The organism is Kitasatospora sp. NPDC096140, assembly GCF_040303045.1.
Lineage (GTDB): Bacteria > Actinomycetota > Actinomycetes > Streptomycetales > Streptomycetaceae > Kitasatospora.
The window spans coordinates 39,658-63,645 of sequence record NZ_JBEOUW010000042.1; the positions used below are offsets into that span (position 1 = coordinate 39,658).

General features: G+C 75.3%; 19 protein-coding genes. 8 read left to right on the forward strand and 11 right to left on the reverse strand.

All coding sequences use genetic code 11. From position 1 onward, the window contains the following. The first annotated feature begins 180 nt into the window (after window positions 1-180). The 3 genes from ABT048_RS32810 to lanKC all read left to right on the forward strand — a co-directional run bounded on the left by ABT048_RS32810 (window position 181) and on the right by lanKC (window position 4,319). Complete coding sequence (locus tag ABT048_RS32810) at window positions 181-354, forward strand: hypothetical protein (RefSeq protein ID WP_350525212.1); 174 nt, start codon at window positions 181-183, stop codon at window positions 352-354. Between the two features lie 164 nt (window positions 355-518). After that, window positions 519-1,739, forward strand: coding sequence for an MFS transporter (locus tag ABT048_RS32815; protein ID WP_350525213.1), 1,221 nt, complete (start codon window positions 519-521; stop codon window positions 1,737-1,739). Window positions 1,740-1,787: 48 nt separating this feature from the next. Further along, on the forward strand, window positions 1,788-4,319 hold the full coding sequence (gene lanKC, locus ABT048_RS32820; protein WP_350525214.1) for a class III lanthionine synthetase LanKC: 2,532 nt from the start codon (window positions 1,788-1,790) through the stop codon (window positions 4,317-4,319). A 50-nt stretch (window positions 4,320-4,369) separates the two neighbouring features. On the opposite strand, the gene ABT048_RS32825 is transcribed toward lanKC, so the two are convergent. Then, on the reverse strand, window positions 4,370-6,193 hold the full coding sequence (locus ABT048_RS32825) for an AfsR/SARP family transcriptional regulator (protein ID WP_350525215.1): 1,824 nt from the start codon (window positions 6,191-6,193) through the stop codon (window positions 4,370-4,372). A 618-nt stretch (window positions 6,194-6,811) separates the two neighbouring features. On the opposite strand from ABT048_RS32825, the gene ctaD reads away from it, so the two are divergent. The 5 genes from ctaD (at window position 6,812) to paaI (ending at window position 11,225) form a co-directional block, all read left to right on the forward strand. Beyond that, window positions 6,812-8,671, forward strand: coding sequence for an aa3-type cytochrome oxidase subunit I (gene ctaD, locus ABT048_RS32830; protein ID WP_502894102.1), 1,860 nt, complete (start codon window positions 6,812-6,814; stop codon window positions 8,669-8,671). A 115-nt stretch (window positions 8,672-8,786) separates the two neighbouring features. After that, window positions 8,787-9,320: a hypothetical protein gene (locus ABT048_RS32835; RefSeq protein WP_350525216.1), complete on the forward strand. Its 534-nt coding sequence runs from the start codon at window positions 8,787-8,789 to the stop codon at window positions 9,318-9,320. 136 nt (window positions 9,321-9,456) lie between these two features. Further along, window positions 9,457-10,176: a response regulator gene (locus ABT048_RS32840; RefSeq protein WP_350525217.1), complete on the forward strand. Its 720-nt coding sequence runs from the start codon at window positions 9,457-9,459 to the stop codon at window positions 10,174-10,176. Window positions 10,177-10,346: 170 nt separating this feature from the next. Beyond that, complete coding sequence (locus ABT048_RS32845; protein ID WP_350525218.1) at window positions 10,347-10,751, forward strand: pyridoxamine 5'-phosphate oxidase family protein; 405 nt, start codon at window positions 10,347-10,349, stop codon at window positions 10,749-10,751. A 60-nt stretch (window positions 10,752-10,811) separates the two neighbouring features. Further along, window positions 10,812-11,225 (forward strand): hydroxyphenylacetyl-CoA thioesterase PaaI, encoded by a 414-nt coding sequence (paaI, locus tag ABT048_RS32850; protein WP_350525219.1) that lies wholly within the window; start codon window positions 10,812-10,814, stop codon window positions 11,223-11,225. 9 nt (window positions 11,226-11,234) lie between these two features. Here the strand turns inward: paaI and ABT048_RS32855 are convergent, their stop codons facing one another. The 10 genes from ABT048_RS32855 to ABT048_RS32900 all read right to left on the reverse strand — a co-directional run bounded on the left by ABT048_RS32855 (window position 11,235) and on the right by ABT048_RS32900 (window position 23,845). Further along, entirely contained in the window at window positions 11,235-12,491 is a 1,257-nt protein-coding gene (locus tag ABT048_RS32855; protein WP_350525220.1) for a phenylacetate--CoA ligase family protein, read from the reverse strand. A 70-nt stretch (window positions 12,492-12,561) separates the two neighbouring features. Continuing rightward, window positions 12,562-13,527, reverse strand: coding sequence for an SDR family NAD(P)-dependent oxidoreductase (locus ABT048_RS32860; RefSeq protein WP_350525221.1), 966 nt, complete (start codon window positions 13,525-13,527; stop codon window positions 12,562-12,564). Continuing rightward, on the reverse strand, window positions 13,524-14,816 hold the full coding sequence (locus ABT048_RS32865; RefSeq protein ID WP_350525222.1) for an MFS transporter: 1,293 nt from the start codon (window positions 14,814-14,816) through the stop codon (window positions 13,524-13,526). Before ABT048_RS32865 ends, ABT048_RS32860 begins: the two co-directional genes overlap by 4 nt. Beyond that, window positions 14,813-16,039 carry an AMP-binding protein gene (locus ABT048_RS32870; RefSeq protein ID WP_350525223.1) on the reverse strand — a complete coding sequence of 409 codons (1,227 nt, stop codon included), beginning with the start codon at window positions 16,037-16,039 and terminating at the stop codon, window positions 14,813-14,815. Before ABT048_RS32870 ends, ABT048_RS32865 begins: the two co-directional genes overlap by 4 nt. Further along, entirely contained in the window at window positions 16,036-17,157 is a 1,122-nt protein-coding gene (locus tag ABT048_RS32875; RefSeq protein WP_350525224.1) for an ATP-grasp domain-containing protein, read from the reverse strand. The genes ABT048_RS32870 and ABT048_RS32875 overlap by 4 nt, the downstream gene beginning before the upstream one ends. After that, window positions 17,154-18,677 carry a KamA family radical SAM protein gene (locus ABT048_RS32880; protein WP_350525225.1) on the reverse strand — a complete coding sequence of 508 codons (1,524 nt, stop codon included), beginning with the start codon at window positions 18,675-18,677 and terminating at the stop codon, window positions 17,154-17,156. The genes ABT048_RS32875 and ABT048_RS32880 overlap by 4 nt, the downstream gene beginning before the upstream one ends. Before the next feature lie 18 nt (window positions 18,678-18,695). Next, complete coding sequence (locus ABT048_RS32885) at window positions 18,696-20,402, reverse strand: class I adenylate-forming enzyme family protein (protein WP_350525226.1); 1,707 nt, start codon at window positions 20,400-20,402, stop codon at window positions 18,696-18,698. Window positions 20,403-20,611: 209 nt separating this feature from the next. Continuing rightward, a complete protein-coding gene (locus ABT048_RS32890; RefSeq protein WP_350525227.1) occupies window positions 20,612-21,958 on the reverse strand; it encodes a flavin monoamine oxidase family protein in 1,347 nt (448 codons plus the stop codon). Window positions 21,959-22,044: 86 nt separating this feature from the next. Further along, entirely contained in the window at window positions 22,045-22,287 is a 243-nt protein-coding gene (locus tag ABT048_RS32895) for a phosphopantetheine-binding protein (protein WP_350525228.1), read from the reverse strand. Next, complete coding sequence (locus tag ABT048_RS32900; RefSeq protein WP_350525229.1) at window positions 22,277-23,845, reverse strand: AMP-binding protein; 1,569 nt, start codon at window positions 23,843-23,845, stop codon at window positions 22,277-22,279. Before ABT048_RS32900 ends, ABT048_RS32895 begins: the two co-directional genes overlap by 11 nt. Window positions 23,846-23,988: the final 143 nt, after the last annotated feature.

A 23,988-nucleotide genomic window follows, 5' to 3' on the forward strand; every position in this document is an offset into this window, starting at 1 on the left:
CCCCGCCTGGCCCGGCCGGCGGTGTCGGCGGCGCCCCGGCCTGCGGCCATACCGGTACCCAACCGCCTCCGAAGCCGGGCGCAGCCGGCCGCGCCCACCATGGTCGGCACGGCGGCCGGCAGTCGGTCACGACGCCGCCGTCACCACCGCGACAACCCACCTGTGGAAGGGAGTTCGACCATGGCTGAGAACATGGACCAGAACCTCGGCGAGAACGGCGAGGAGACCCCGGAGGTCGAGGCGCACGCGGCCAACGTCCTGGACCTGCAGTCGATGAAGGTGCTCTCCGAGGCCTCGGACGGCAACTGCTTCAGCCTGATCAGCTACGTCGCCGGCGCCGAGACCTCCGCCTGACACCGGCTGTCACCGGGCCGGCCTCCGGACCGGTCATCAGGCCGAGCGCGGGGGCGGGCGCACCACCGGTCCCGGCCGCCGGCCGTAGCGCAAGGCTTCCGGGGCGGTCCCGTCACGACGGGGCCGCCCCGGCCCGATGCCACCACCCACCACGGAGGACGGCCATGGAGCCCACCCCGCTCGCCCGCAACCGGGACTTCCGGCTGCTCTGGGTCGGCGGCCTGCTGGCCTCGCTCGGCTCCCAACTCGCGTCGATCGCACTGCCGTTGCTTGTCCTGCGGGAGACCGGATCGGCCGCCCGGGCGGGCGCCATCGGCACCGTCTCGGTCGGTGCGCTGCTGCTCACCATGCTGCCCGGCGGCGTGCTCGCCGACCGGATCGAGCGCCGCCGGCTGATGCGGATCTGCGACGTCGGCAGCCTGCTGGCGGTCAGCGCCCTGGTCGTCGCCGTGCTGCGCGGGCACACCCCGCTGCCGCTGGTCCTGCTGGTGGCCGCCGCCGGGGCGCTGATCTCCAGCGTCTACGGACCCGCCGCCGGCGCCCTGCTGCGCGCGGTGGTGCCGCGGGAGCAGGCCCGGGAGGCCTCCTCCCGGATGCAGGCGCGCGGCGCCGCGGCCCGGCTGGTCGGACCGCTCGGCGGTGGCGCGCTGTTCGCCTGGCACCCGGTGCTGCCGTTCCTCGCCGAGGGCGTCGGACTGCTGCTGTCGACGGTCTGCGTGGCCCTGATGCGGACCCGCTCGACGCCCGCCGAGAAGAGCGGATCGGTGTTCAGCAGACAGGAGTTGACCGCCGGGCTGGCCTTCATCTGGCAGCAGCCCTACCTGCGGACCCTGCTGCTGATCTTCGGGCTCGGGATGAACTTCGCCTTCAGCGCGCTGATGTTCGCCACCCTGGCCGTCGCCTCTGACGGCGGGCACTCCGGGATCGGCGGCGGCACGGTGGTCTCCTGCACCGCGGCCGGCGCCCTGGCGGGTGCGCTGCTCGCCCCCCGGCTGGGGAGTAGAGCACGGGACGGCAGCCTGGTGGCGCTGGCCTGTTGGGCCTCCGCGCTGACGGCCGGGGTGCTGACGGTGACCAGGGCGCCGCTGGTGATCGGGCTGCTCTGCGCCGCCTGCATGTGCCTGTCCACCGTCGCCAGCATCGGCTTCGTCTCCGGCATGCTGCTGGCCGCGCCGCCGGACCGGATCGGCCGGGTGCAGAGCGCCGCCGGCTTCCTGTCCACCCTGATCCAGCCGTTCGGCCCCCTCGTGGGCGGCACCCTGCTCGGCTCGGTCGGCGGCACCCGGACCTTCGGCCTGCTGGCGCTCGCCATCGCGCTCTGCGCGGCCGTGGTCACCTGGGCGCCGCCGGTGCGGCGCGGACCGGCGCCGGTGCCCGCCGTCTGACCCACCCCGCACCGCTCGCCCCGGAGTGACCGGAAGAGGAGGCGCGCCATGGCCGGCGCCCACGAGACCCAGCTGTACTGCCTCGCCGACCCGCTGTACTACGACACCCCGGGGCGGCTGCGCGACCGGGCGAGCCGCTACGCGCAGGGGCTCGGCGAGCCGCCCGAGGGCTGGCGGCGCGAGCAGCGGGGCCTGTGGACCGTCCTGCGGCCCGACGGCGTCCGGCTGCCGGAACAGGGCTGGAAGCTGCACGTGTCGGCGGTGGAGGACGGCGCCGAGGAGACGCTGGCCGTCGTCGCAGGGATCTGCACGGCGCGCCGGGTGGCGTTCAAGTTCCAGCGCAGCGCGGCGGCACTGCGGGTGGCGAACGGCAAGTTCATCGGACGCGGGAGCAGCGGCAAGTTCGTCACCGTGTACCCCGTCTCGCCGGAGCAGTTCGTCGAGCTGGCCGAGGAGTTGGCGGCCGCGCTGGACGGGCGCCCCGGGCCGTACGTGCTGACCGACCTGCGGATCGGCAATGCCCCGGTGTACGCGCGCTACGGCGCGTTCGTCGAGCTGTGGTGCGAGGACGGGGCCGGCCGGCCGGTGCCCGCGCTGCGCGATCCCTCCGGAACGCTGGTCCCGGACTCGCGCGAGCCGGTGTTCCGGCTGCCGGAGTGGGTCGAGCCGCCCGCGGCGCTGCGCCCGCACCTGGCCGCGCGGGAGGCGGCCGCCGGCCACCTGCCGTACCGGATCACCGAGGTGCTGCAGTTCTCCGGCGCCGGCGGGATCTACCGGGCCGAGCGGGCGGACACCGGGGAGCGGGTGGTGCTGCGCGAGGCCCGCCCGTACGCCGGGCTGGACTCCGCCGGGGCGGACGCGACCACCCGGCTGCGGCGCGAGCAGTGGGCGCTGGAGCGGCTGGCCGGGCTGGAGTGCGTGCCCCGGCTGCACGAGGTGCGCACGGTGTGGGAGCACACCTTCCTGGTGCAGGAGCACATCGAGGGCGTCCAGTTGTTCGCCGAGGCGATCCGGCGCTACCCGCTGGTGCACCAGGACTGCACGGCCGAGCAGCGCGCCGAGTACGCGCAGTGGGTCGCCGGCGTGGTCGCGGGGCTGGAGAAGGCGCTCGGCGCGCTGCACGAGCGGGGCGTGCGGTTCGGGGACCTCCACCCGGCCAACGTGGTGCTCCGGCCGGACGGCTCCGTGGTGCTGGTGGACTTCGAGTACGCGGCGGAGCTGGACGACCGGCGGGTGCCGACGGCCGGCCCGGCCGGGCTGCGGATCCCGCCGGGCCTCGACGGCGCCGAGGCCGACCGGTTCATGCTGTGGGCGACCTGGCTGATGCTGCTGATGCCGGTGCTGGAGCTGGCCGACCGCGACCCGGGCAAGCTCGCGGCGCTGGAGCGGCGGGCACGGGAGTGGTTCGGACTCGGGCCGGAGGAGGGGCCGGTGCGCCCAGGCGTGTTGACGGCGCGGACGGACTCGGTGAGCGAGCGGCGGGGCCGGGAGCTGCTGGCCGGCCCGTCCTGGACTGCGGCGCGGCGCGAGCTGGTCGCGGGCATCCACGCGGGCGCCACCCCCGACCGGCCGGACCGGCTCTTCCCCGGGGACGTGGCCGGGTTCGCCGACGGCGGTACGGGCGTCGCGCACGGCGCGGCCGGGGTGCTGTACGCGCTGCAGCGGGCGGGCGCCGACCGGCCGCAGGAGTACACGGACTGGCTGGTCGCGGCGCTCCGCCGGCGCGGAGCCCGGCCGGGCACGGGCGGGCTGTACGACGGCCCGCTCGGCGTCGCCGTGGTGCTGGCCCGGCTGGGGCGGCCGGAGGCGGCCGAGGAACTGCTGGCCGGGGCCCGTGCGGCGCGGCCGGCGCGTCAGGCCGGCCTGTTCGGCGGGCGGGCCGGCGCCGCGCTCGCCCGGCTGCGGCTGGCGGACGCGCTGGGCGGCCGGCGGGAGGAGGCGGCCGCGCTGGCCGACGCCTGCGAGCTGGCGGCGGTGGTCCGCGGCGAGCCGGTGGACGGCCTCGACGCGCCCGCGGCGGCCGGGCTGCTGTACGGCCTGGCGGGCATCGCGCTGCTGCAGCTGCGGCTGTACCGCCGGACCGGCGAACGGTGGCTCCTGGACTCGGCGCGGCTGGCGCTGGAGCGGGCGACGGCGCAGTGCGTCCGGGTGCCGGACGGCTCGCTGCAGGTGCTGGAGGCCGGACGGCGGCTGGCGTACCTGGACCGCGGGAGCAGCGGGATCGCGCTGGTGCTGCGGGAGTACCTGGAGACGGCCGAACTGCCCGGCGGGGAGGCGTTCCTGGCGGACGTGCGGAAGGTTTGCGCGCCCGGGTTCATCCGGGAGCCGGGGCTGTTCCGGGGGCGGGTCGGCCTGACGCTGGCGCTGGACCGGCTGGGCGGGGCACCGGAGGCGGTGGCCGGGCAGGTGGCGCGACTGCAGTGGCACCTGGTGGCGCGGCCCGAGGGGCTGCTCGTCCCCGGGATGCGGCTGCGGCGGTTCTCGGCGGACCTGCACACCGGGGCGGCGGGCGTGCTGCTGGGGTTGTGGGGGCTGGAGGAGGAGCACGGGGGCGTGCTGGACCTGCTGACCCTGGGGTGAGGCCCCGTCCGGCGGCCGCAGGGCCCCCGGCGGAGGGGCCCGGCGCGGCGTCAGGAGGCGGCGGTGAGCGGATCCGCGGCGCGTTCGCGGGCGTGCAGGTGGGTCAGCCGGGGCAGCGCGTAGAGCGCGGCGTGGGCGGTGACCTCGCCGGTGGGCGAGGTGACGGCCCCCGTGTCGGTCAGCGCCTCCAGGGTGCGCAGGGCCAGGCGTTCGGGGCGGCCGAGGGCGGCGGCGGCCTCGGGGAGGGTGAAGAGCAGCGACAGCGGCAGCGCGGCGAGCCGGGCGAGGGCCAGGCGGCCGTGGTCGGTGAGGTCCCGCCAGCCGGAGTCGAGGCGGGCGCGGACGGTGACGTCCCCGGCGACCAGCTCGTCCAGGGCGCCCGCCGGGTCCTCCAGCCGGGCCGCGTACTCGGCGAGCGGGAGGTGGCGCAGCACGGCGAGCCGGGTGCCGGCCACCCGGACGGCGAGCGGCAGCAGCCCGCAGGCGGCCACGATCCGGGCGGCGGCCGCGCGGTCGGTGCCGATCCGGCCGGTGCCCACGATGCGGCCGAGCAGTTCCAGGGCCCCGGCGGGCGTCAGCGGCGGGACGGTGATCCGGTGCACCGAGGCCAGACCGGCGAGCTGGCTGCGCGAGGTGACCAGGACGGCGCTCGGGCCGTGGCCCGGCAGCAGCTCGCGGACCACCGACTCGTCCGGCGCGTCGTCCAGGACCAGCAGCATCCGGCGTCCGGCGAGGGAGGCCCGCCACAGGGCGGCGGCCGGGGCGGGGTCGGCCGGGGTGGTGCCCGGTCGGCCGGTGAGGGCGGCGAGTTCGGACAGCACCTCGGGCAGCGGGCGCGGGGCGCCGTCGGCGGTGCGCAGCCGGACGAGCAGCCGGCCGTCCGGGAACCGGTCGGCGAGCAGGTGGCCGGCGTGCACGGCGAGCGCGGTCTTGCCGCTGCCGGCCGGGCCGGAGAGCACCGTGACACCGCCGCCCGTACCCGACTCGTCCACCAGCTCGCGCAGTTCGGCGCTGCGTCCGGTGAAGTCGGCGGTGTCGGCGGGCAGCAGGACACCGTGCGGGGCCGCGCCGCGCTCGGGGCGGGCCGAGGCGGGCCCGGAGCGGCCGCGGGCGAGCAGTTCGCGGTAGCGGGCGGTCAGGGCGGGGCTCGGCTCCAGGCCCAACTCGCGGGCGAGCAGCTGGCGGTGGGTGTCGTAGACGGCGAGCGCCTCGGCCTGCCGGCCGCACAGGTGCAGGGCGTTCATCCGGGCCGCCTGGAGGCGCTCGCGCAGCGGGTGGCGCTCGGCGGGCTCGGCCAGCTCCTCGGCGACGGCGGCGGCGTTGCCCAGCTCCAACTCCGTCTCCGCCCAGTCCTCGTGGACGCCCAGGCAGCGGGTCTCCAGCCGCTGGGCCTCGGCCGCGACGGCGGGGGAGGAGCGCAGGTCGGCGAGCGGCGGGCCCTGCCACAGGTCGAGGGCCTGGCGCAGCAGCCGGGCGGCCGGGGCGAGCGCGCCGCCGTCGGCGGCGGCCCGGCCGGCCCGGGCGAGGGCGCGGAACTGCAGGAGGTCCAGCTCGGGTTCGGCCGCCCGGAGCAGGTAGCCGCCGGCCGAGTGGACCAGCCGGTCGGGCCCGTACTCGCGGCCCAGCAGGGTGCGCAGGGTGCAGATGTAGACCTGGAGGTTCTTGCGGGCGGTGCGCGGCGGCTCCTCGGGCCAGACCGCGTCGGTGAGCAGGTCGACCGGGACGGCGGTGTTGGCGCGGCTCAGGAGGACGGCCAGCACCAGTCGCTGCTTCAGCGGGCCGAGGGCCAGCGGGCGGCCGTCGGCGGCGCCGGTGAGCGGGCCGAGGACGGAGAAGCGCAGCAGCGTGGGGGCGGCGGGCTGGGCCAGGGGCATCGGCGTACCTCCGGGGCGAGAGCGGTTCTGCGGTGGTTCTGCGGCGGTTCCGGGGCGGTGCCGGCGGTTCCGGCGGTGCGGATGCGTGCGGGCGTGGTGCCGGGTGGTGCGGTGGCGGTGCGGCGTCGGTGCGGGACGTTCGATCGCGGTCGTCGGTGGGCGCAGGCTACTTGACGGTCGATCGGCACTGAAGGGCACGGGATCGGGCGGGTTCGCGCACGCCGCCCTCACAATCCGGGCGTCCCGGGGTGGGATCGGCGGGTGGATTCGCACCGGTGTGCGGATGGCGTTCCGGCAGGTCGGGCGGGCCGTGCGGCAGGGCCGGCACCCGGCGCGGGGGCGGCCCGCCGTCGCCCGCCGGCTGCCCGCCCGGGGGCGTGGGGAACGCGCCGTTCCGGTGGTTCTCGACCGGGCCTCCGCGGCCGGGTGAGCGCGGCCCGAGCGGGACGGGGGTGGCCGGGAGGTCCCGGTCCGCCGGTCGGGAGGTCCCGGTCGGGGCCCGGGAACTCGGGCCCAGCGGCCCCGGCCGGGCGGGCCCAAGGGCCCTGGGGCGGGGAGCCGGCCTGTTCGGATCATGGAGCGCCAATCATTCGCACGACGTTCCTAAGGAGCGGGTCCTTGAGCGCCACCCAGGCACAGGGCGACCCCGTACGACCGCCGACGGCCGTACCGGCCACGGCGGTTCGGGCCAGGCGGCCCGGTTCGGCCCTGGTCAGGCTGCTGACCACCACCGACCACAAGACGATCGGCACCATGTACCTGGTGTCGTCGTTCGCGTTCTTCCTGATCGGCGGCATCCTCGCCCTGGTCATGCGCGCCGAACTCGCCCGGCCGGGGACGCAGATCCTCTCCAACGAGCAGTTCAACCAGGCCTTCACCATGCACGGTTCGGTGATGCTGCTGCTGTTCGCGATGCCGCTGTTCACCGGCTTCGCGAACTGGATCATGCCGCTGCAGATCGGCGCGCCGGACGTCGCCTTCCCGCGCCTGAACATGCTGTCCTACTGGCTGTTCATGTTCGGCTCGCTGATCGCCGCCGCCGGCTTCGCCACCCCGCAGGGCGCCGCCGACTTCGGCTGGTTCCTCTACGCGCCGCTGTCCGACGCCGTCCACTCGCCCGGTGTCGGCTCCGACATGTGGATCATGGGTGTGACGCTCTCCGGCTTCGGCAGCATCTTCGGCGCCGTCAACTTCATCACCACCATCATCTGCATGCGCGCCCCCGGACTGACCATGTTCCGGATGTCCATCTTCTGCTGGAACGTGCTGCTCACCTCGGTGCTGGTGCTGCTGGTCTTCCCCGTGCTGGCCGCCGCGCTGCTCGCCCTGGAGGCCGACCGCAAGTTCGGCGCCCACGTCTTCGACCCCGCCAACGGCGGGGCGATGCTCTGGCAACACCTGTTCTGGTTCTTCGGCCATCCCGAGGTGTACATCCTGGCCCTGCCGTTCTTCGGCATCGTCTCCGAGATCATCCCGGTGTTCAGCCGCAAGCCGATGTTCGGCTACGCCGGCCTGATCGCCGCCACGGTCGCCATCGCGGGCCTGTCGGTGACGGTCTGGGCGCACCACATGTACGTCACCGGGCAGGTGCTGCTGCCGTTCTTCTCCTTCATGACCTTTCTGATCGCGGTGCCGACGGGCGTGAAGTTCTTCAACTGGGTCGGCACCATGTGGAGGGGCTCGCTGAGTTTCGAGACCCCGATGCTGTGGACGGTCGGCTTCCTGGTCACCTTCCTGTTCGGCGGCCTGACCGGCGTGCTGCTCGCGGCGCCGCCGATCGACTTCCACGTCTCGGACTCGTACTTCGTCGTCGCCCACTTCCACTACACGCTGTTCGGCACCGTGGTGTACGCGATGTTCGCCGGCTTCCACTTCTGGTGGCCCAAGATGACCGGCAAGAAGCTCGACGAGCGCCTCGGCCGGATCACCTTCTGGACGCTGACCGTCGGCTTCCACGCGACCTTCCTCGTGCAGCACTGGCTCGGCGCCGAGGGCATGCCCCGCCGCTACGCCGACTACCTGGCGTCCGACGGCTTCACCACCCTCAACACCGTCTCCACCATCGGCTCGTTCCTGCTCGGCCTGTCGATCCTGCCGTTCCTCTACAACGTCTGGAAGACCGCCAAGTACGGCGAGAGGGTCACCGAGGACGACCCGTGGGGCTGGGGCCGCTCCCTGGAGTGGGCCACCTCCTGCCCGCCGCCGCGGCACAACTTCGTCAAGCTGCCGCGGATCCGCTCCGAATCCCCGGCCTTCGACCTCCACCACCCGGACATCGCCGCCCGGGACGTGCTGGAGAACAGCGGCAAGCCCGCCACGCACCTGGGCGACGTGGAACCGGCCAAGTACGACCGGCCGCTGAGCCGGGCGGACCGCGCCCGGGTGGCGTCGGCCGCCCCCGTCCCGGCCCCGGCCGGAGGCGCGGCCGCCGGTGCGCCGGCCGACTCTCCCACCGGTTCGCCCACCCCCGGCGGCTGAGGCCGCCCCCGGAACGCCGTCCCCGCCCGCGTCGCTGCCCCCGGGCGGGCGGGGACGGCCCGTCAGCTCCCTCCCCTCACCCCTCTCACCCCTTCGTGACCAGGAAGGCCGGGTCGTGAACCACACCGTTCTCGCCATCGGCACCGCTGCCCTCACCGCGAGCGGCTGTGTCTGGTACCTGCCCGCCATCGCCGACCTCCAGGCCGGCGCCGACCGCCCCCGCTCCACCCGCACCGCCGCGGCGGCGTGCGTGCTGTGGTGGGCGGCGCTCGCGCTGGCGGGCGGACTGCTGCTCGTCGTACCGGACTGGCAACCCGCCGCGCAGATCGCGCTGGCCGGCCTGGTCGGCGGTGCGGCGCTGCGGGTGCGCGCGCAGTGGGACCGTCGGCAGGAGGTGCGGGAGACGGCGGCGCGGTGGGCCGCGCTGGACACCGGCCCCGCCCCGCGCACCGGCCGGCCCCTCGCCGTCGCCCTCGCGGGCTGGCTGGTGGTCGGCGCCGCCGTCGGCTCGCTGGGCGCGGCGGCGATCCTGCTGTCGGGCGACGGCGGGATCGGCCCGCGCGTGGTGCCGGCGGGGGTCGGCGGCGCGGCCGTCGCCCTGGGGTTCCTGCTGGTCGGGCTGGGGAACGTGCGGCGGCAGGGCCGCTGAACGCGAGGACGGAGGACGCGCGCCACGCCGCCGGCGCGAATGGGGCCGTTCGGCCCTGGGAGACGGCCGCACGGTGGGCGATGATGCCCTGGGCCCCGCTGGGAGTGTGCGGGGGTGACGAAGGTGGAGCCGAGTGATGGCGACCAAGACGGAGGGTACCGGGGCCCCGGCACCGGTCCGGGTGTTCCTGCTGGACGACCACGAGGTGGTGCGCCGCGGGGTGCACGACCTGCTGGACGGCGAGCCCGACCTGGAGGTGGTCGGCGAGGCGGCGACCGCCGAGCAGGCGCTGGTCCGGGTGCCCGCCCTGCGGCCCGACGTCGCCGTGCTGGACGTCCGCCTGGGCGACGGCGACGGCGTCACGGTCTGCCGCGAACTGCGCTCCCGGATGCCCGACCTCGCCTGCCTGATGCTCACCTCCTTCGACGACGAGGAAGCCCTGCTGGACGCCGTGATGGCGGGCGCCGCCGGGTACGTGCTGAAGCAGATCAGCGGCACCGACCTGGTCGCCGCCGTCCGCACCGTCGCCTCCGGCCGCTCGATGCTCGACCCCGGCGCGGCGACGCGCCTGCTCAACCGGCTGCGCAGCGACGCCGAACCCGCCCAGCCGGTCACCACCGGCCCCGGGCTGACCGTGCGCGAGCAGGAGGTGCTGGCGCTGATCGGCGAGGGCCTGACCAACCGGCAGATCGGCGAGCGGCTCTACCTCGCCGAGAAGACGGTGAAGAACCACGTCTCGCGGCTGCTCGCCAAGCTCGGTGTGGAGCGGCGGGTGCAGGCCGCGCTGATCGCCACCGAGCTGCGCCAGGCGTCCGCCGCCGCCCAGCCGTCCCCGCTGCGCGGCGGCCGGGGCTGACGGCGGCGGGGCTGACGGCGGGGCCCCGGGCTGACGGACCGGGGCGGAGGGGCCGGGGCTCAGGGGCTGACGGACAGGCCTGACGGGCCGGGGCGGAGGGGCCCTCGGCGGGCGTCGCCGGGACCATCGGCCCTCGTGAGCGGGCCCCGGGCCGGGCGAGCATCGCCGGTATGAACCGCGACCACGTTCCGGCCCCCCGGCCCTCCTCGTACGACCGGCCCGCGCTGCCCGGGCTCCGTGAACTCGACCCGGAGCGGGCCTTGGAGCTGCTGGCCCGGGCCGCCGTCGGCCGGGTGGTCTACACCGTCGGAGCCCTCCCGGCCGTCCTGCCGGTGCCCTTCCGGCTGGTGCCCGCCGGCGTGCTGGTCTCCGCGCCCGCCGACTCCGAACTGGCCCGGGCGGTCGACGGCGCCGTGATCGCCTTCGAGGCCGACGAGGTGGACGGCCGGGACGGCTCCGGCTGGTTCGTCACCGTCCTCGGCCACGCCCACGTCCGCCGGGCCACCGCGACCGCCCCCGACGCCCTGCGGATCCGCATCCGTCCGGAGCTGGTCATCGGCCGCTGCCTGGCGTAGCGTCCGAGGGCGCCGGACCCGGGCCGGGCCGGACATCGCCGACGGAGGGACCGCGACGCCGTGTTCGACCCCGTGATCGCCGCACTGTACGAGCGGGACGAGACCAGCCGGTCGCTGGGCATCGCCCTGGAGGAGGTGTCCGCCGGGCGGGCGGTGATGCGGATGACGGTGGCCGCGACGATGGTCAACGGGCACGGTACGGCGCACGGCGGCTTCCTGTTCCTGCTGGCCGACGCGGCGTTCTCGTACGCCTGCAACAGCCACGGCCCGGTGACCGTCGCCCAGGCCGCACAGGTCGCGTTCCTGGCCCCGGCGGCCGTCGGGGACGAGCTGGTCGCCGAGGCGGTGGAGCGTTCGCGGGCCGGGCGCGGCGGGATCTACGACGTGACGGTGCGCCGGGTGGACGGCAAGGTGATCGCCGAGTTCCGGGGGCAGAGCGTGACGATCGGGGGCCGGCCGCAGCCGGCGGCCTGAGTCGGGGCCTCAGTCCTTCGGGCGCTCGTCCAGGACCTGCTGGAGCTTGCCGGTCCGCGGGTTGGTGACCAGCTCCGAGCGCGGCACCCACTCCACCGCGAGGTCGTGCAGGCTGCCGAGGGCGACCTCCGAGGGGTAGAGCGGCAGGGCCGCGTAGACGGCCTCGACCAGCCGGTCGGCGAGGTCGGCGGGCGGCAGGCCGAGGTGGCCGAGCCGCAGGATCAGGCCGTCCCGGCCGTCCCAGCGCCGCTGCACCAGCTGCATCCCGGCGATGTGCCGGTCCGGGTCGGCGGCGATCAGGACGGCCCGGACCTCCTCGGTGGGCAGGGTGACGGTGCCGACCCTGGCGCCCTCGGCGGAGCGGCCGAGCAGCCGGAAGCGGCGGCACCCGTCGTCCGTCCACTCGGCGCGGTCGCCGGTGGGGTAGCGCAGGATCGGCATCAGGGTGCGGAACAGGTTGGTGACGACGACCCGGCCGGGCCTGCCGGGGGCGGTGATCGCCTCGCCGGTGGCCTCGTCGAGCAGTTCCACCACCGTGCGGTCGGCGAAGGCCTCGTGGACCCGGACGTCGTCCCCGGGGACGGGGGCGCCCACCAGCCCGGCGTCGTTGGAGGCGTAGCCGACCGACGCGACGGCCGCCTTCGGGAAGGCCCGGGACAGCAGCGGGCGGAGGTCGGCGAAGAGCAGGTCGCCGCCGAACAGCAGGAGTTCCACCCCGTCGGCGCGCTGCCCCCGCTCGATCAGGCACTCGGCGACGGCGCTGAGCTTCATCGGCTCGCCGGCCAGCACCTGCACGTCGAAGCCGACGATCAGGTCGGCGATGTACGGGTTCGGGGCGGCGCCGCCCACGCCGAGCCGGACGTTGTCCACCGGCGCGTGGTGCAGGGCGTTCTCGATGTAGAGGAAGCCGCCGTAGAGCTCGCCGGCGGTGAAGAGGTTGGCCACCCGGTGTCCGGGCCGCAGGCCGGACCGGACGAGCCCGGCGCCGAAGGCGGTCACCGAGTCGGCGTGTTCGGTGCGGGTCCACGGCGAGAACTTGGGGACGCCAGTGGTGCCGCCGGTCTTGTAGACGCCGGCGTCGGTGAGCGGGCCGGTCAGCACCCGGTTGTCGGGCCAGGTGTTGGCGGCCCAGAACGCAGCCTGGTCGATCACCGGGAGCAGCTCGATCCGGTCGGCGTCCGGGGGCAGGTCGCGGTAGAGCTCGGCGTAGAACGGGGAGTTGGCGCGGGCGAACCGGATCAGCTCGGCCAGGGGCTTCGCGGGCATGGGGGCTCCGTGGGGCAGAAGGCGGGGCGGGCGACAGGCAGGCAGACGGGCAGACGGGCGGACAGGCAGGTCAGGAGGCGGCGGGTGCGGGCTGCCCGAGCCAGGTCCGGGCGAGGGCCTGGACGGCGGAGCCGTCGGGGTCGGCGAGCTTGGCGGCCAGGTACGCCGCGGCCCACGGGTCGGTGGGCACCCGGAACGGCGGCCGCCGCTCGCGCAGGGTGCGGACCACGACGTCGGCGACCTCCCGGGCGGGCCGGCCGGCCGACTCCCAGCCCTGGCCGCCGACCCAGTCCAGGTAGCCGGCGAAGGTGGGCGCGTACGGGCCGGAGGCGGCGTGGATGGTGGTCCGGTCGATGTCGGGGAAGACGCCGAACGCGGTGTCCGGGACGAAGCCGGGCACCACCACCGAGACCCGGACGCCGTGCGCCGCCGCGACCGGGGCGAGCGCCTCCATGAACCCCTCCACGGCGAACTTGGCCGCGCAGTAGGCCTCGTTGAACGGCTGGCCGACCACTCCGTGCACGCTGCCGACGGTGACCAGCCGCCCGCTGGCGGCGCGCAGCAGCGGCATCGCGGCCCGGCTGACCGCGGCGACGCCGAAGAAGTTGACCTCCAGGTTGGCGCGTAGCGCCGCGTCGGTGGACATCTCCAGGGTGGGGTCGGAGTTGGACACGCCCGCGTTGTTGACGACGGCGTCGAGCCGCCCGTACGAGCGGTGCACGGCGTCCAGGCAGGCGGTGACCGAGCCGGGGTCTGTGACGTCCAGCCGGCGGACGTCCACGGTGACCCCGGCGGCCCCGGCCGCGCTGCGCAGCGCGGCGGCCCGGTCGGGCTCGCGCATCGTCGCGACCGTGGTGTAGCCCGCGCGGGCCGCGGCGACGGCGGTGGCCAGGCCGATGCCGGAGGAGGTGCCGGTGATCAGCAGGACCCTTCCGGCCGGGTCGGCGAGTTCCTCCCCCTCGGGCGCGTTCATGCTCTCCTCGGGCTCGCTCGTGTTCCCCTCGGGCGCGTTCATGCTCTCCATGGGCTCGTTCATGCGGTGCCGCCCTCCGTCCGCGGTTCGGCGGCGTCCAGCAGCGGCTGGAGGCCGAGGGCGGGGAGGAAGGAGCAGGCGGCGAGCAGGGTGCCGCCGGCCATCACCGCCCGGGCGGCGTCCAGGATTCCGAGCGGCCCGGTGAGCAGCGAGACGGCCAGGCCGCCGACCAGTGCGGCGAGCGGGATCACCCCCCAGGTGACGGTCCGGAAGGCGGCGTGCATGACGCCCTGGTTGTGGGCGGACATCCGGGACTGCCGGCACGGGGCGCTGCACACGTTGATGCAGGACATGAAGAAGCCGTAGCAGCCCATGGTCACCGCGATCACCGGTCCGGCGGGCAGGGCGGGCGCGGCGAGCACGCCGAGGCCGACCAGGCAGTGCAGCAGCAGCGACCAGGCCATCGTCCGCCCCAGGCCGAACCGTCGGGAGAGCCGGGGCGCGACCACGGCTCCGGCCAGTGCGCCGAGCGCTGCGACCGACATGGCCGCACCGAAGACGCCGACCTGCACGCCCAGGCCGCGGTAGGCGAGGACGGGCAGCACGGTGACGAAGACCGGCCCGCCGCAGTTGAGCGTGACGGCGGCCAGGACCACCCGGCGCAGCACCGGGTCGGCCCAGTTGAGCCGGAAGCCGCGGGCGAGCCGCTCCCGGATCGCGCCCTGCTCCACCGTCCGCTCGCCCCACGGGCGCATGGCGCGGAAGCAGACCGCCGAGACCAGGTAGCTGGCCGCGTCGACCAGCAGGGCGGCGACGCCGAGCGCGCTGTAGAGCGCGGCGGCGACGGACGGCCCGGCGACCTCGGCGACCGAGCCGCTGCCCTCCAGCCGGGAGTAGGCGCGAACCATGCCGTCCTCCGGCACCACGGCGGGGACGGCGACGAGGTAGCCGACGTTGAAGAAGATCGTCGCGCCGCTGATCACCGCCACGCAGCCGAACAGCAGCGGGGTGGAGAGCGCGTCCAGGGCGTAGGCGAGCGGGATCACCGCCACCGCGACCAGCCGGACCAGGTCGCAGACGAGCATCGTGCGGCGCTTGTCCCAACGGTCGACCAGCACCCCGGCGACCGGCCCGAGCAGCGGGATGCCGAGGTACTGGGCCATCGCCACCACGCCGACCTGGAGGGCGGAGGCGTGCAGCACGAAGATCATCAGGGTGGGGACGACGAAGACCGTGACCTTGTCGCCGACCAGGCTGACGGTCTGTCCGGCCCAGAAGAGCGAGAAGCTCCGGCCGAGCGGCGCCGGGTGGGCCGGGTCCGCGGTGGCGGCACGGGCGGAGTCCGCCGTCACGACTCCTCCCGGACGACCAGGGCGGCGGTCTTGCCGGTGCGGCCGTTGCTGACCAGCTCCGCCACCGGGCGCACCCGGAAGGACCCCGGGTCGTGCTGGAAGGCCGTGCTGAGGGTGAAGGTGGCGGCGAACAGCTCCTTGCGCAGCCGCTCGACGTCCGGGGCAGCCGTCGGGTCGGTGGCCAGCAGCAGCAGCTCCACGGCTGTCGCCCGGCCGCCCCGCTCGGTGAGCACCACCTGGGCCCGGGCCACGCCCGGTTCGCGTTCCGCCCGGGCGATCAGCTCGTCCACGTCCAGCCCGAGGCCGCGGACCTGGACGACACTGTCGCGCCGGCCCAGGACGCGCATCGCCGGCTCCGGGCGGCCGCACGGGCAGGCGGTCAACTCGCCCGCGTCGCCGGTGCGGTAGCGCAGCACCGGGTTGAGCACCGCCGGGTCGAGGCAGGTGAAGTCCAGCAGGCCGTCGGCGTCGGCGTGCACCAGCTGGGTCGGCAGCGGGTGGAAGACGTCCGCCGGGCAGTCCGGGGTGTTGGTGCCCACCACCCAGGTCTCGGTGCTGCCGAACATGCCCCAGCGCCGCGCCCGCGGGGCCACCACGGCCAGGTCCTCCGCCAGCTGGTCCTGCCAGGCCTCGCCGAGCCACAGCACCTTGCGCAGCGACGGCAGTTCGAGGCCGGCGGCGCGGGCGTGGGCGAACCAGAGCCGCAGCACGCTGGGCGTGCCGCCGATGGCCGTCACCCGGCGGGCGGCCAGGAAGTCCAGCCAGTCGCCGTACTCCTCCGCGGCGACCGAGCCGAGCGCGATGATCCGGCAGCCGGAGAGGTCGGCGAGTGCGGCGGCGAGGAAGTGCGCGCCCCACATCCGCCCGGCGCCCCAGGCGTTGACGAAGACGTCGGTGCGGTCGAGGGGCTGCCAGTGGGCGTGCACGCCGGCCATGTAGAAGCCGGTGGGGGCGTAGCCGACCTTGGGGGCGCCGGTGCTGCCGCCGCTCTGGAACAGCCAGGTGGCGGACTGCTCGGCGGCCGGCTCCAGGTGGGCGAGGGCGGTGTTGAGGTCGTCCTTGGCCAGCGGCGGGAGTTCGGCGAGCCGGTCCAGGGTGTCGGCGCCGAGGCGGTCCGGGTAGCGCGCGGCCAGGTCGGGGACGCTCCGCAGCCGCTCCAGGGTGTGCCGGGCCACGTGCAGCCGGGGCCCGGCGGCCTCGGGGGACAGCGAGAAGGCGCTCATCGGGGGTCCGTCCGGTGGTCGGTGGAGGTGACGGGTGAGGCGGGGGCCGGGGCGGGGTCGGTTTCGGTTTCCGGTGCGGGTGCGTGGACGTCGGTGGCGACGGAGAGGTCGAGGGTGAGCGGGCGGGCGCCGTCGGCCAGCCACTTGGCGTGGCCGTCCCGGTAGGCGGCGAACCGGGCCCGGGTGACGTCCCGCTGGAGGGTGCGGTCCGGGTCGGTGAGGTCCGGGGCGATCACGCCGTCCGGCTCCAGCTCGGAGAACCAGTACCGCTCGCCGTCGTGCAGGAAGTCGACGCAGAAGAACGGGATCGGCAGCCGTTCGGCGAACCAGGCGGTGGCGGCGGCGAGTTCGGGCGGCACCGGCGGGAACTCCATGGCGCCGCCGCGGCTGGCGTTGGCGACCGGGGAGCCGGGTTCGGGGGTGCGCTTCATCACCGCGTACGGCCGGCCGTCGACCACGTAGACCCGGTAGTCGACGGTGCCGTCGCCCAGGTACGGCTGGATCACCAGGGTGGTGTCGCCGCCCTGGGCGAGGCTGGCCAGGCCCCGGACGTCCTCCGGGCTGCGGGCCAGGTTGATCCCCCCGCCGCCGCACCAGCCGGCGGGCTTGACGATGGCCGGGTAGGTCATGTTCCCGAGCGCGACCTCGTAGCCGTGCTTGGCGGTGTCCCGGCCCGTCCCGATCCGCACGGTCGGGACGGCCGGCACCGGGGAGCCGGCCAGGAACAGCAGGGTGGCCAGCTTGTCGTTGCCGATCAGCGACACCTGCGGCGGGAACGGCAGGTAGAAGCCGGCCTGTTCGAGCACCGCGTACAGCGCGTACTGGTTGAAGACGTCCATGGACTGGTACGGCAGCGAGTAGAGCGCGGTGATGAAGAGGGTGTCCTCGGGGGTGACGGGCTCGTCGTCCACGTACACCCGGGGCCGGCCGGGCGCGGTGGCGTCCACGGTGACCGCGTCCGGGGCGTGCCGGCTCCAGCGCAGCCCGAGGTCGGCGGCGCTCTCGGCGTAGAGGTCCCAGAAGAAGCCGTGCCACATCTGCGCCATCCGGGAGGACTCCCGGTCGGGGAAGATCCAGCACATCCGGCGCAGACCGTCGGCCGGGGGACTGCTGCTCATCGTGCTCCTCGGGCTGCTCGGGGCGCCTGCGCCGCGGCGGGTTCCGGTGCTGCGGTGGGTTCCTGTGCTGCGGGGCGTGTCGGTGCCGCGGGGGGTGCGTGTGCTGCGCGGGGCGCCGGTACGGCGGGGGGTGTCCGTGTCGCTCCGGGCGGGGCGGAGGGCCCGGCCCACCAGCGGCGGCCGGCCTCGGGGAGGGTGTCCACCGGGTCGTAGTAGGGGCGGCGCCGGTCGAGCGCGGCCTGCGGGCCGCCGCCGGCCTCCAGGCTGGTGCGGTAGTTCTTGGTCCAGTACGAGATGCCGCGCTCGCGGTCGTACTCCACCGCCTGGTGCACCCAGCGCTTGCCGACGTGCGGGACGTCGCAGACCAGCCGCGGGGTGGCGTACCCGGGCAGGTAGCCCATGATCGCCTCCTGCAGGTGCTGCGCCCGGTGCAGCGGGGTCCGCCAGTGCTCCGCGCCCGGGACGAGGTCGCAGAGGTAGAAGTAGTACGGCAGGACGTTCGCCTCGCCCTGCAGCGCGAAGCAGAGGTCCAGCAGGTCCTCCGGGGTGTCGTTGACGCCGCGCATCAGCACGCCCTGGTTGCGGACGTCCCGCACGCCCGCGTCCAGCAGCGCCCGGGCCGCCTCGGCGACCAGCGGGGTGACCGAGCGGACGTGGTTGGCGTGGGTGTGCACCGCGAGGTTGACGGCGCGGCGGGCGGCGACGGCGGCGACCCTCGCCACGCCCTCCAGCACCCCGGGCTGCAGCCAGTGCTGCGGCAGGCCGACCACGGCCTTGCTGGCCAGCCGGATGTCGCGCACCGAGCCGAGGTCCAGCAGCCGCAGCAGGAAGGTCTCCAGGCGCGGCCAGGGCACGTTGGCGAGGTCGCCGCCGGAGACCACCACGTCGCGCACCGCGGGGGTGCGCTTGAGGTAGTCGAGCATCTGCTCCTGCCGGTCGGCGGGGCGCAGCCGCAGTCGGGCCTTGGTCACCTGCGGCGTGGAGGTGCCGACCAGGTCCATCCGGGTGCACTGCCCGCAGTACTGCGGGCAGGTGGCGGTCAGTTCGGCCAGCACCTTCGTCGGGTAGCGGTGGGTCAGGCCCTCCACCGCCCACATGTCCGTCTCGTGCAGGGAGTCCCGCTCGGCCAGCGGGTGGCTGGGCCAGCGCGGGTGGCGGTCGCTGTGCACCGGCAGCATGTAGCGGCGCACCGGGTCGGCCAGGAACGCCTCGGTGAAGGCCTCCGGGGTGGTGGGCGCGCCGGGTGCCATGGTGTTCAGCACCTGCGGCGGCAGCAGGATCGGCATGGTGGCGACGTCGGCCTGGTCGGCCGCGAGTTCGTCGTAGAAGCGGTCGGTGAGCAGGTCGCCGGCGACGGCCCGCAGCTGGCGGGCGTTGCGGACGGAGTGGGCGCGCTGCCACTGGGCGTCGCGCCACTGCGCCGCGGTGACCTGCCGCCAGCCGGGCAGCCGGCGCCAGTCCGGTTCGACCAGCGCCGTCCGCACGTACTGGTACGGCTGGCGGATCACGGGGTGGTCCACGGGGTGGTCCACGGCGCGCTACCGGGCGGTGAGGAGGGCGGTGTGACGGGTGCGCAGTTCGCGTTTGAGCACCTTGCCGGTCGGCCCGAGCGGGAAGTCCTCGGCCGTGCGGGCGATCCGGACGGCGGCGAGGGCGGCCAGCCCGGCGTCGGCCAGCGCCGCGTTGGCCGCGGCCCGGACCTCCTCGGCGGTGGCCTCGGCCGCGTCGGCCTGCAACCGGACCACGGCGACGGGCTGTTGGCCGGGGCCGGAGCCCGCGGGGACGCCGACGACCGAGCAGTCCTGGACGAGGCCCGCGCAGTCGGCCAGCAGCACTTCCTCGATCGGCAGGCTGTAGACCGGGCCGGTGGCGGTGTCGATGACGTCCACCGTGCGGTCGAGGTGGTAGTAGCGGCCGTCGGCGTCGCGGCGGGCGACGTCGCCGGTGAGCCAGTAGCCGGACAGTTCGAAGCTCGCGGTCAGCCGCTCGTCGTTCCAGTACCCCGGTGTCAGGGAGGGGGCGTCCACGGCGAGCAACCCGACCGCGCCGTCCGGGACTTCGGTGCCGTCGTGGTCCAGGACGGCGGCCCTGCGGACGACCTCCAGCGGCTTGCCGACGCAGCGGTCGTCGCGGTCGCTCTCCGGGGTGGTGACCTGACCGAACAGCGCCATGCCCATCTCGGAGGAGCCCAGGCCGTCGATGAACTGCGAACCGGGCAGGGCGGGTTGCTCGGCCTTCTCGTGCGGCAGCAGCCAGGGGCGGATCAGCCCGGCGGGCCGCTCCCCGAGGGTGACCAGGCGGCGGATGTGCCCGTGGTGCGCGCTGTCGCCGGTGTTGAACCAGGAGTGCACCCGGGCCGCGCCGCGCACCGGCAGCTCACCGGTGGCGAGTTCGACGAAGGTGCGCGGGAAGGAGGCCACCATGGTCGGCCGGAAGGCCTCCATCACCGGCTCGACGACGGCGCGCCGCCAGTCGGACATCACCACGGTCGGCAGGCCGAGCAGGACGGCGGTGAGGAAGTAGCTGAGACCGCCGGCGTGGGTGTGCGGCATCAGCGACATCAGCCGGTCGTAGGGCTCGGCGGGGAAGCGCACCATGCGCGGCTGCTTGCCGTCCCAGAAGGCGCGGTGCGCCAGCATGGTGGACTTGGGCGTGCCGGTGGTGCCGGAGGAGTGGATCAGCGCCACCACGTCCTCGGCGGCGTGCCGGTACGGGTGGGCGGCGGGCAGGGCGACGGCGGCGGCGTCGAAGGCCCGCACCTCCGCGGCGAGGGCCAGGAAGCGCGGGCGGCGCTGCGGGTCCTCGCGGTAGGCGGCGGCCAGCCGGGTGGTGTCGTCGGCGACGACACCGACCACCCCGACGTGGTCCAGGTAGCGGACCATCACGTCGTGCCGCATCGCGTCGTTGACGAGCGCGGGGACGGCGCCCAGCGAGGTGAGCGCGAGGAAGTGCAGCAGCGGCTCCAGGCCCTCGCCGATGACGACGGCGACCGGCTCGCCGGGGCGCACCCCGTTGGCGTGGTACCAGGCGGCGTAGCGGTCGCGCAGGGCGACCAGGTCGAGCAGGCTGTGGCCGCGCAGCACGACCTCGCCGCGGTGGTCGGTGCGGTGGGTGAAGACGAACGGGACGGACCGGTGGGGGTTCGCCGCGACCGCGTGGTCGAGGAAGTTGCCCGCCCCGAGGTCGGGTTCGGTCATCAGTCGCTCGCGGGCGGCGAGGGGCGCGATGGGACTCTGGTCGCTCATGGCGGTCTCCGGGCGTGGGGTGCCGGGCGCGGGTTCTCGTGGAACGGCGCCTGGGAGGGGGTGAGGGGGTGCCCGCGGGCCCGTCGGGGCGTGTGGGCGGTGCGGAAGAGCGGGGACGGCGGGACGGTGGGGACGCGGGGCAGGGGCGTTCCGGGTGACGGGTGACGGGTGACGGGTGACGGGTGACGCGGGCCGGGCCGGTGGTGGGGTCAGGCGCGGTCGAGGATCTCGGCGACCACCCGTCGGCCGGAGCGGATCGCGCCCTCCATCAGCCCGAAGAACGCGGTGCTGGTCTCGGTGCCGGCCCAGTGCACCCGCCGGTGCGGCGCGGTCAGCGTCGGGCCGAGCCGCACCCAGTCGCCCGGCCCCAGCAGGGCGGCGTAACACCCCTGGCTGTACGGGTCGTTGAGCCAGTCGGTGACGTGGAAGCCGGTCGGCTCGGGGAGCATCGGGAACAGCCGCGCCGCCTGGGCGAGGGCTTCGGCGCGCTGCTGCTCCGGGGTGAGCGCGCCGAAGCGGTGGGCCTCGGCGCCGGTGACGAAGCCGGTCAGGACGCCGATCCCGCTGCCGGGGGAGTCGTCCACGGTGGAGAGCAGCGGCCCCCGGGCGTTGACCGACCAGCCGGAGAGGCCGTGGTCGCGCCAGAGCGGCGCCGGGTAGACCAGGTGGACCTTGACGGCGCAGCCGCCGGCGGTGCGCTCCCCGGCCCGGGGTACCGGCGGGGCCGGCTCGTGGGCGATCGCGTCGGCGAGCAGCGGCGGCAGCGCCAGCACCGCGACGTCCGCCCGGTACGCGCCGCGCCCGGTGTGCACCGTCACCGCGTGGTCGTCCTGGTGGACGGCCCGGACGGCCTCGCCCAGCCGGACCCGGTCGCCGAGGCGCTCGGCGAGCCGCTCGCACAACTGGTGGGCGCCGCCGTCGATCCGGTCCTGCTGGGCGCCGCCGGCGAAGGCGTTGAGGTAGCGCAGGCCGCCGCCGGAGCGCAGGTAGAAGGCGAGGTGCAGGACGGAGACGTCGGCCGGATCGGCGGCGCACATCTCGCCCAGGAAGAGCGGGAAGAACAGCCTGGCGTCCGGGTGGGTGAGGTGCTGCTCGGCCCAGTCGGCGGCGGTCAGGGTGTCCAGCCGTTCGGCGTCCGGGGTGAGCCAGGGGGCTTCCGGCCGTACGGCGGCGGTGAGTTCGGCCAGCCGCTCGAACAGGTCGCCGAGGGCGACGGCGTCGAGCGGGGGGAAGCGGCCGTCCCGGGTGGCCGCCGTGGTGCCCTTCGACGCAGGGGCGGCCGGGGCGTCGTCGGCAGTCGGGTCGAGCGCGAAGCGGCTGGCGCCGAGCATTGTGGTGGGGACGGTCTTCAGCCCCAACTCCGTGATCAGCGCGTGCAGTTCGGTGTGCTTGTCGCCGAGGTAGGCGGCGCCGGCGTCCACCCGGGTGCCGGGGGAGGCCTCGATGCCGTGGGTGCGTCCGCCGACTCGGTCCCGGGCCTCCAGGACGGTGACGTCGATCCCGTGGGCCGCCAGCCCGTCGGCGGCGGTGAGGCCCGCCAGGCCGGCACCGACCACGACCGCCGATCTTCGCCGGCCGTCGGCTCCGCGGCCGTCGGGTCTGAGGCCGCCTGGCCCGCGGCCGTCGCGTCTGCGGTCCTCGCTCATGCGGAGGCCGTGATGCGCTGCGCGAGGCGGGTCGGGGTGGGGGCGAGCAGGAAGTCGTCGAAGCCCAGCTCGACGCCGTGGGCGCGGGCGACGGCGCTCAACACCCGGGTGGCGACCAGCGAGTCGCCGCCGAGGTCGAAGAAGTCGGAGTCGGCGGTGACGTCCTCGCGTTCCAGGACGCGCCGGAAGACGGCCACCAGGGCCTCCGCGGTGGCGGGTGTGCTGAGGTCAGTGCTCAAGGGAGGTCTCCTTCGACCTGTTGGGGGCAGCCGCGTAGCGCAGGTGGCAGCCGGCCCGGTCGATCTTTCCGCTCGGGGTGTGCACCAGGTGGGGCACGACGGTGATCCGGCCCGGAACGAGGTGGCCGGGCACCCGGTCCCGCAGGTAGGACAGCAGGTCGCGGTCCAGCCGTCGGGCCGGGGGTTGCGGGCGCGCCACCACGTACGCGACCAGGGTGGTGCGGCCGGCCGCGGTGGCGCCGGTGACGGCGGCGGCGGTGACGTCGGGATGCCCGGTGAGGTGCGCCTCGACCTCGGCCGGGTCCACCCGGATGCCGCGGACCTTCAACTCGCCGTCCAGGCGGCCCTGGTGGGTGAGCAGTCCGTCCGGATCGCGGCTCATCCGGTCGCCGGTGCGGAAGTACCGTGCGCCGTCCAGGGTGGTGAACCGTGCCGCGGTCGCCTCCGGCAGGCCGAGGTAGCCGAGTGCGACGGCGGGGCCTCCGATCAGCAACTCGCCCTGCTCGTCGAGCCGTTCGACGACGTGCGGCAGGGCGTGGCCGATCGGCGCGCGGGTGGTGCCGTCCCAGGTCCGCCCGGGTGCCCGTGGGCCGGCGAGGTCCACGGCGTGGGTGATCTGGGTGGTCTCGGTGCAGCCGTAGGTGTTCAGCAGCCGGATCGCCGCGGTGGGCAGGCGGGCCCAGTCGGCCAACCGGGCCGGACCGGCCGCCTCCCCGCCGATCACCAGCAGGCGCAGGCAGGACGGCAGTCGGTCGCCCGACTCGACCAGGTGGTGGACCAGTTCGTGCCAGAAGGCGGTCGGCAGGTCCAGCACGGTGATCCGCTCGCGCTCGACCGCCCGCAGGAACCGGGGGAACGAGCCGCTGTGCGCGTCCCGGTCCATGACCAGGGCCGCGCCCGTGGTGAGCGTCGGGAGGATCTCCTCGAAGCAGGTGTCCCAGTTGAGCGAGGCGAACTGGAGCACCCGGTCCTCGGGGGTGAGGTCGAACAGTCCGCCCAGTGCGCGGGCGGTCGCCGCGACCGCGCGGCGCGGTGTCACGACGGGTTTCGGCTGCCCGGTCGAACCCGACGTGAAGAGAATGTAGGCCGGTCGGTCCGGGTCGTGTTCCGGACCGCTCCCGACGGGGTTCGCCGGGAGGGTTCCCGGGGGGTCCCCGGGGATTTCCGTCGGTTCGGGTAACCCCCTTGACGGAAGGTCGAGTCGGAGGATGTCACCGGTGCTGCCGGACACCGCCGTACGGCACCGGGCGGCCGCCGCCATGGCGCGCCGGCGGGCCGTCGGGAATGCCGGATCGACGGGGCAATAGGTGCCCCCGGCGGTCAGCACGCCGAGAAGTGCGACCACCGTTTCCGGCGTGTGGAGCGCCGGCACGGCGACCGTGCCGGGATCCGGGCCCAGGCGGGTGGCCAGGGCGTTCGCCGACTCCAGGAGCCGGCCGTAACTCAGGGCGTGTCCGTTGTGGACAATCGCCGGACGACGGGGATTTCGACGTGCGATATCGCTGAACACGTCGAGCAGGTCGGGGACGACCCGGAGGGAACCACGATCAATTGACATGCCCGCCCCAAATGGCGCTGAGAAGTGCTCATCCGTGCTCGGCGAACGGCGACTCTACCTTTGAACATGCGTGGCGACAATGGATGTTGAGGGTGTTCTTCCAAGGGGTCGTGGCAGAACTGTGAACCACCCTCGGGCGGTAC

Coding starts and splice junctions, on each gene's coding strand:
- ABT048_RS32845 (WP_350525218.1), top strand. CDS start 10,347: ATGAACCGCGACCACGTTCCGGCCCCCCGGCCCTCCTCGTACGACCGG.
- ABT048_RS32810 (WP_350525212.1), top strand. CDS start 181: ATGGCTGAGAACATGGACCAGAACCTCGGCGAGAACGGCGAGGAGACC.
- ABT048_RS32825 (WP_350525215.1), bottom strand. CDS start 6,193: ATGCCCCTGGCCCAGCCCGCCGCCCCCACGCTGCTGCGCTTCTCCGTC.
- ABT048_RS32840 (WP_350525217.1), top strand. CDS start 9,457: ATGGCGACCAAGACGGAGGGTACCGGGGCCCCGGCACCGGTCCGGGTG.
- ABT048_RS32855 (WP_350525220.1), bottom strand. CDS start 12,491: ATGCCCGCGAAGCCCCTGGCCGAGCTGATCCGGTTCGCCCGCGCCAAC.
- ABT048_RS32875 (WP_350525224.1), bottom strand. CDS start 17,157: ATGAGCAGCAGTCCCCCGGCCGACGGTCTGCGCCGGATGTGCTGGATC.
- ABT048_RS32900 (WP_350525229.1), bottom strand. CDS start 23,845: ATGTCAATTGATCGTGGTTCCCTCCGGGTCGTCCCCGACCTGCTCGAC.
- ABT048_RS32815 (WP_350525213.1), top strand. CDS start 519: ATGGAGCCCACCCCGCTCGCCCGCAACCGGGACTTCCGGCTGCTCTGG.
- lanKC (WP_350525214.1), top strand. CDS start 1,788: ATGGCCGGCGCCCACGAGACCCAGCTGTACTGCCTCGCCGACCCGCTG.
- ABT048_RS32860 (WP_350525221.1), bottom strand. CDS start 13,527: ATGAACGAGCCCATGGAGAGCATGAACGCGCCCGAGGGGAACACGAGC.
- ABT048_RS32885 (WP_350525226.1), bottom strand. CDS start 20,402: ATGAGCGACCAGAGTCCCATCGCGCCCCTCGCCGCCCGCGAGCGACTG.
- ABT048_RS32870 (WP_350525223.1), bottom strand. CDS start 16,039: ATGAGCGCCTTCTCGCTGTCCCCCGAGGCCGCCGGGCCCCGGCTGCAC.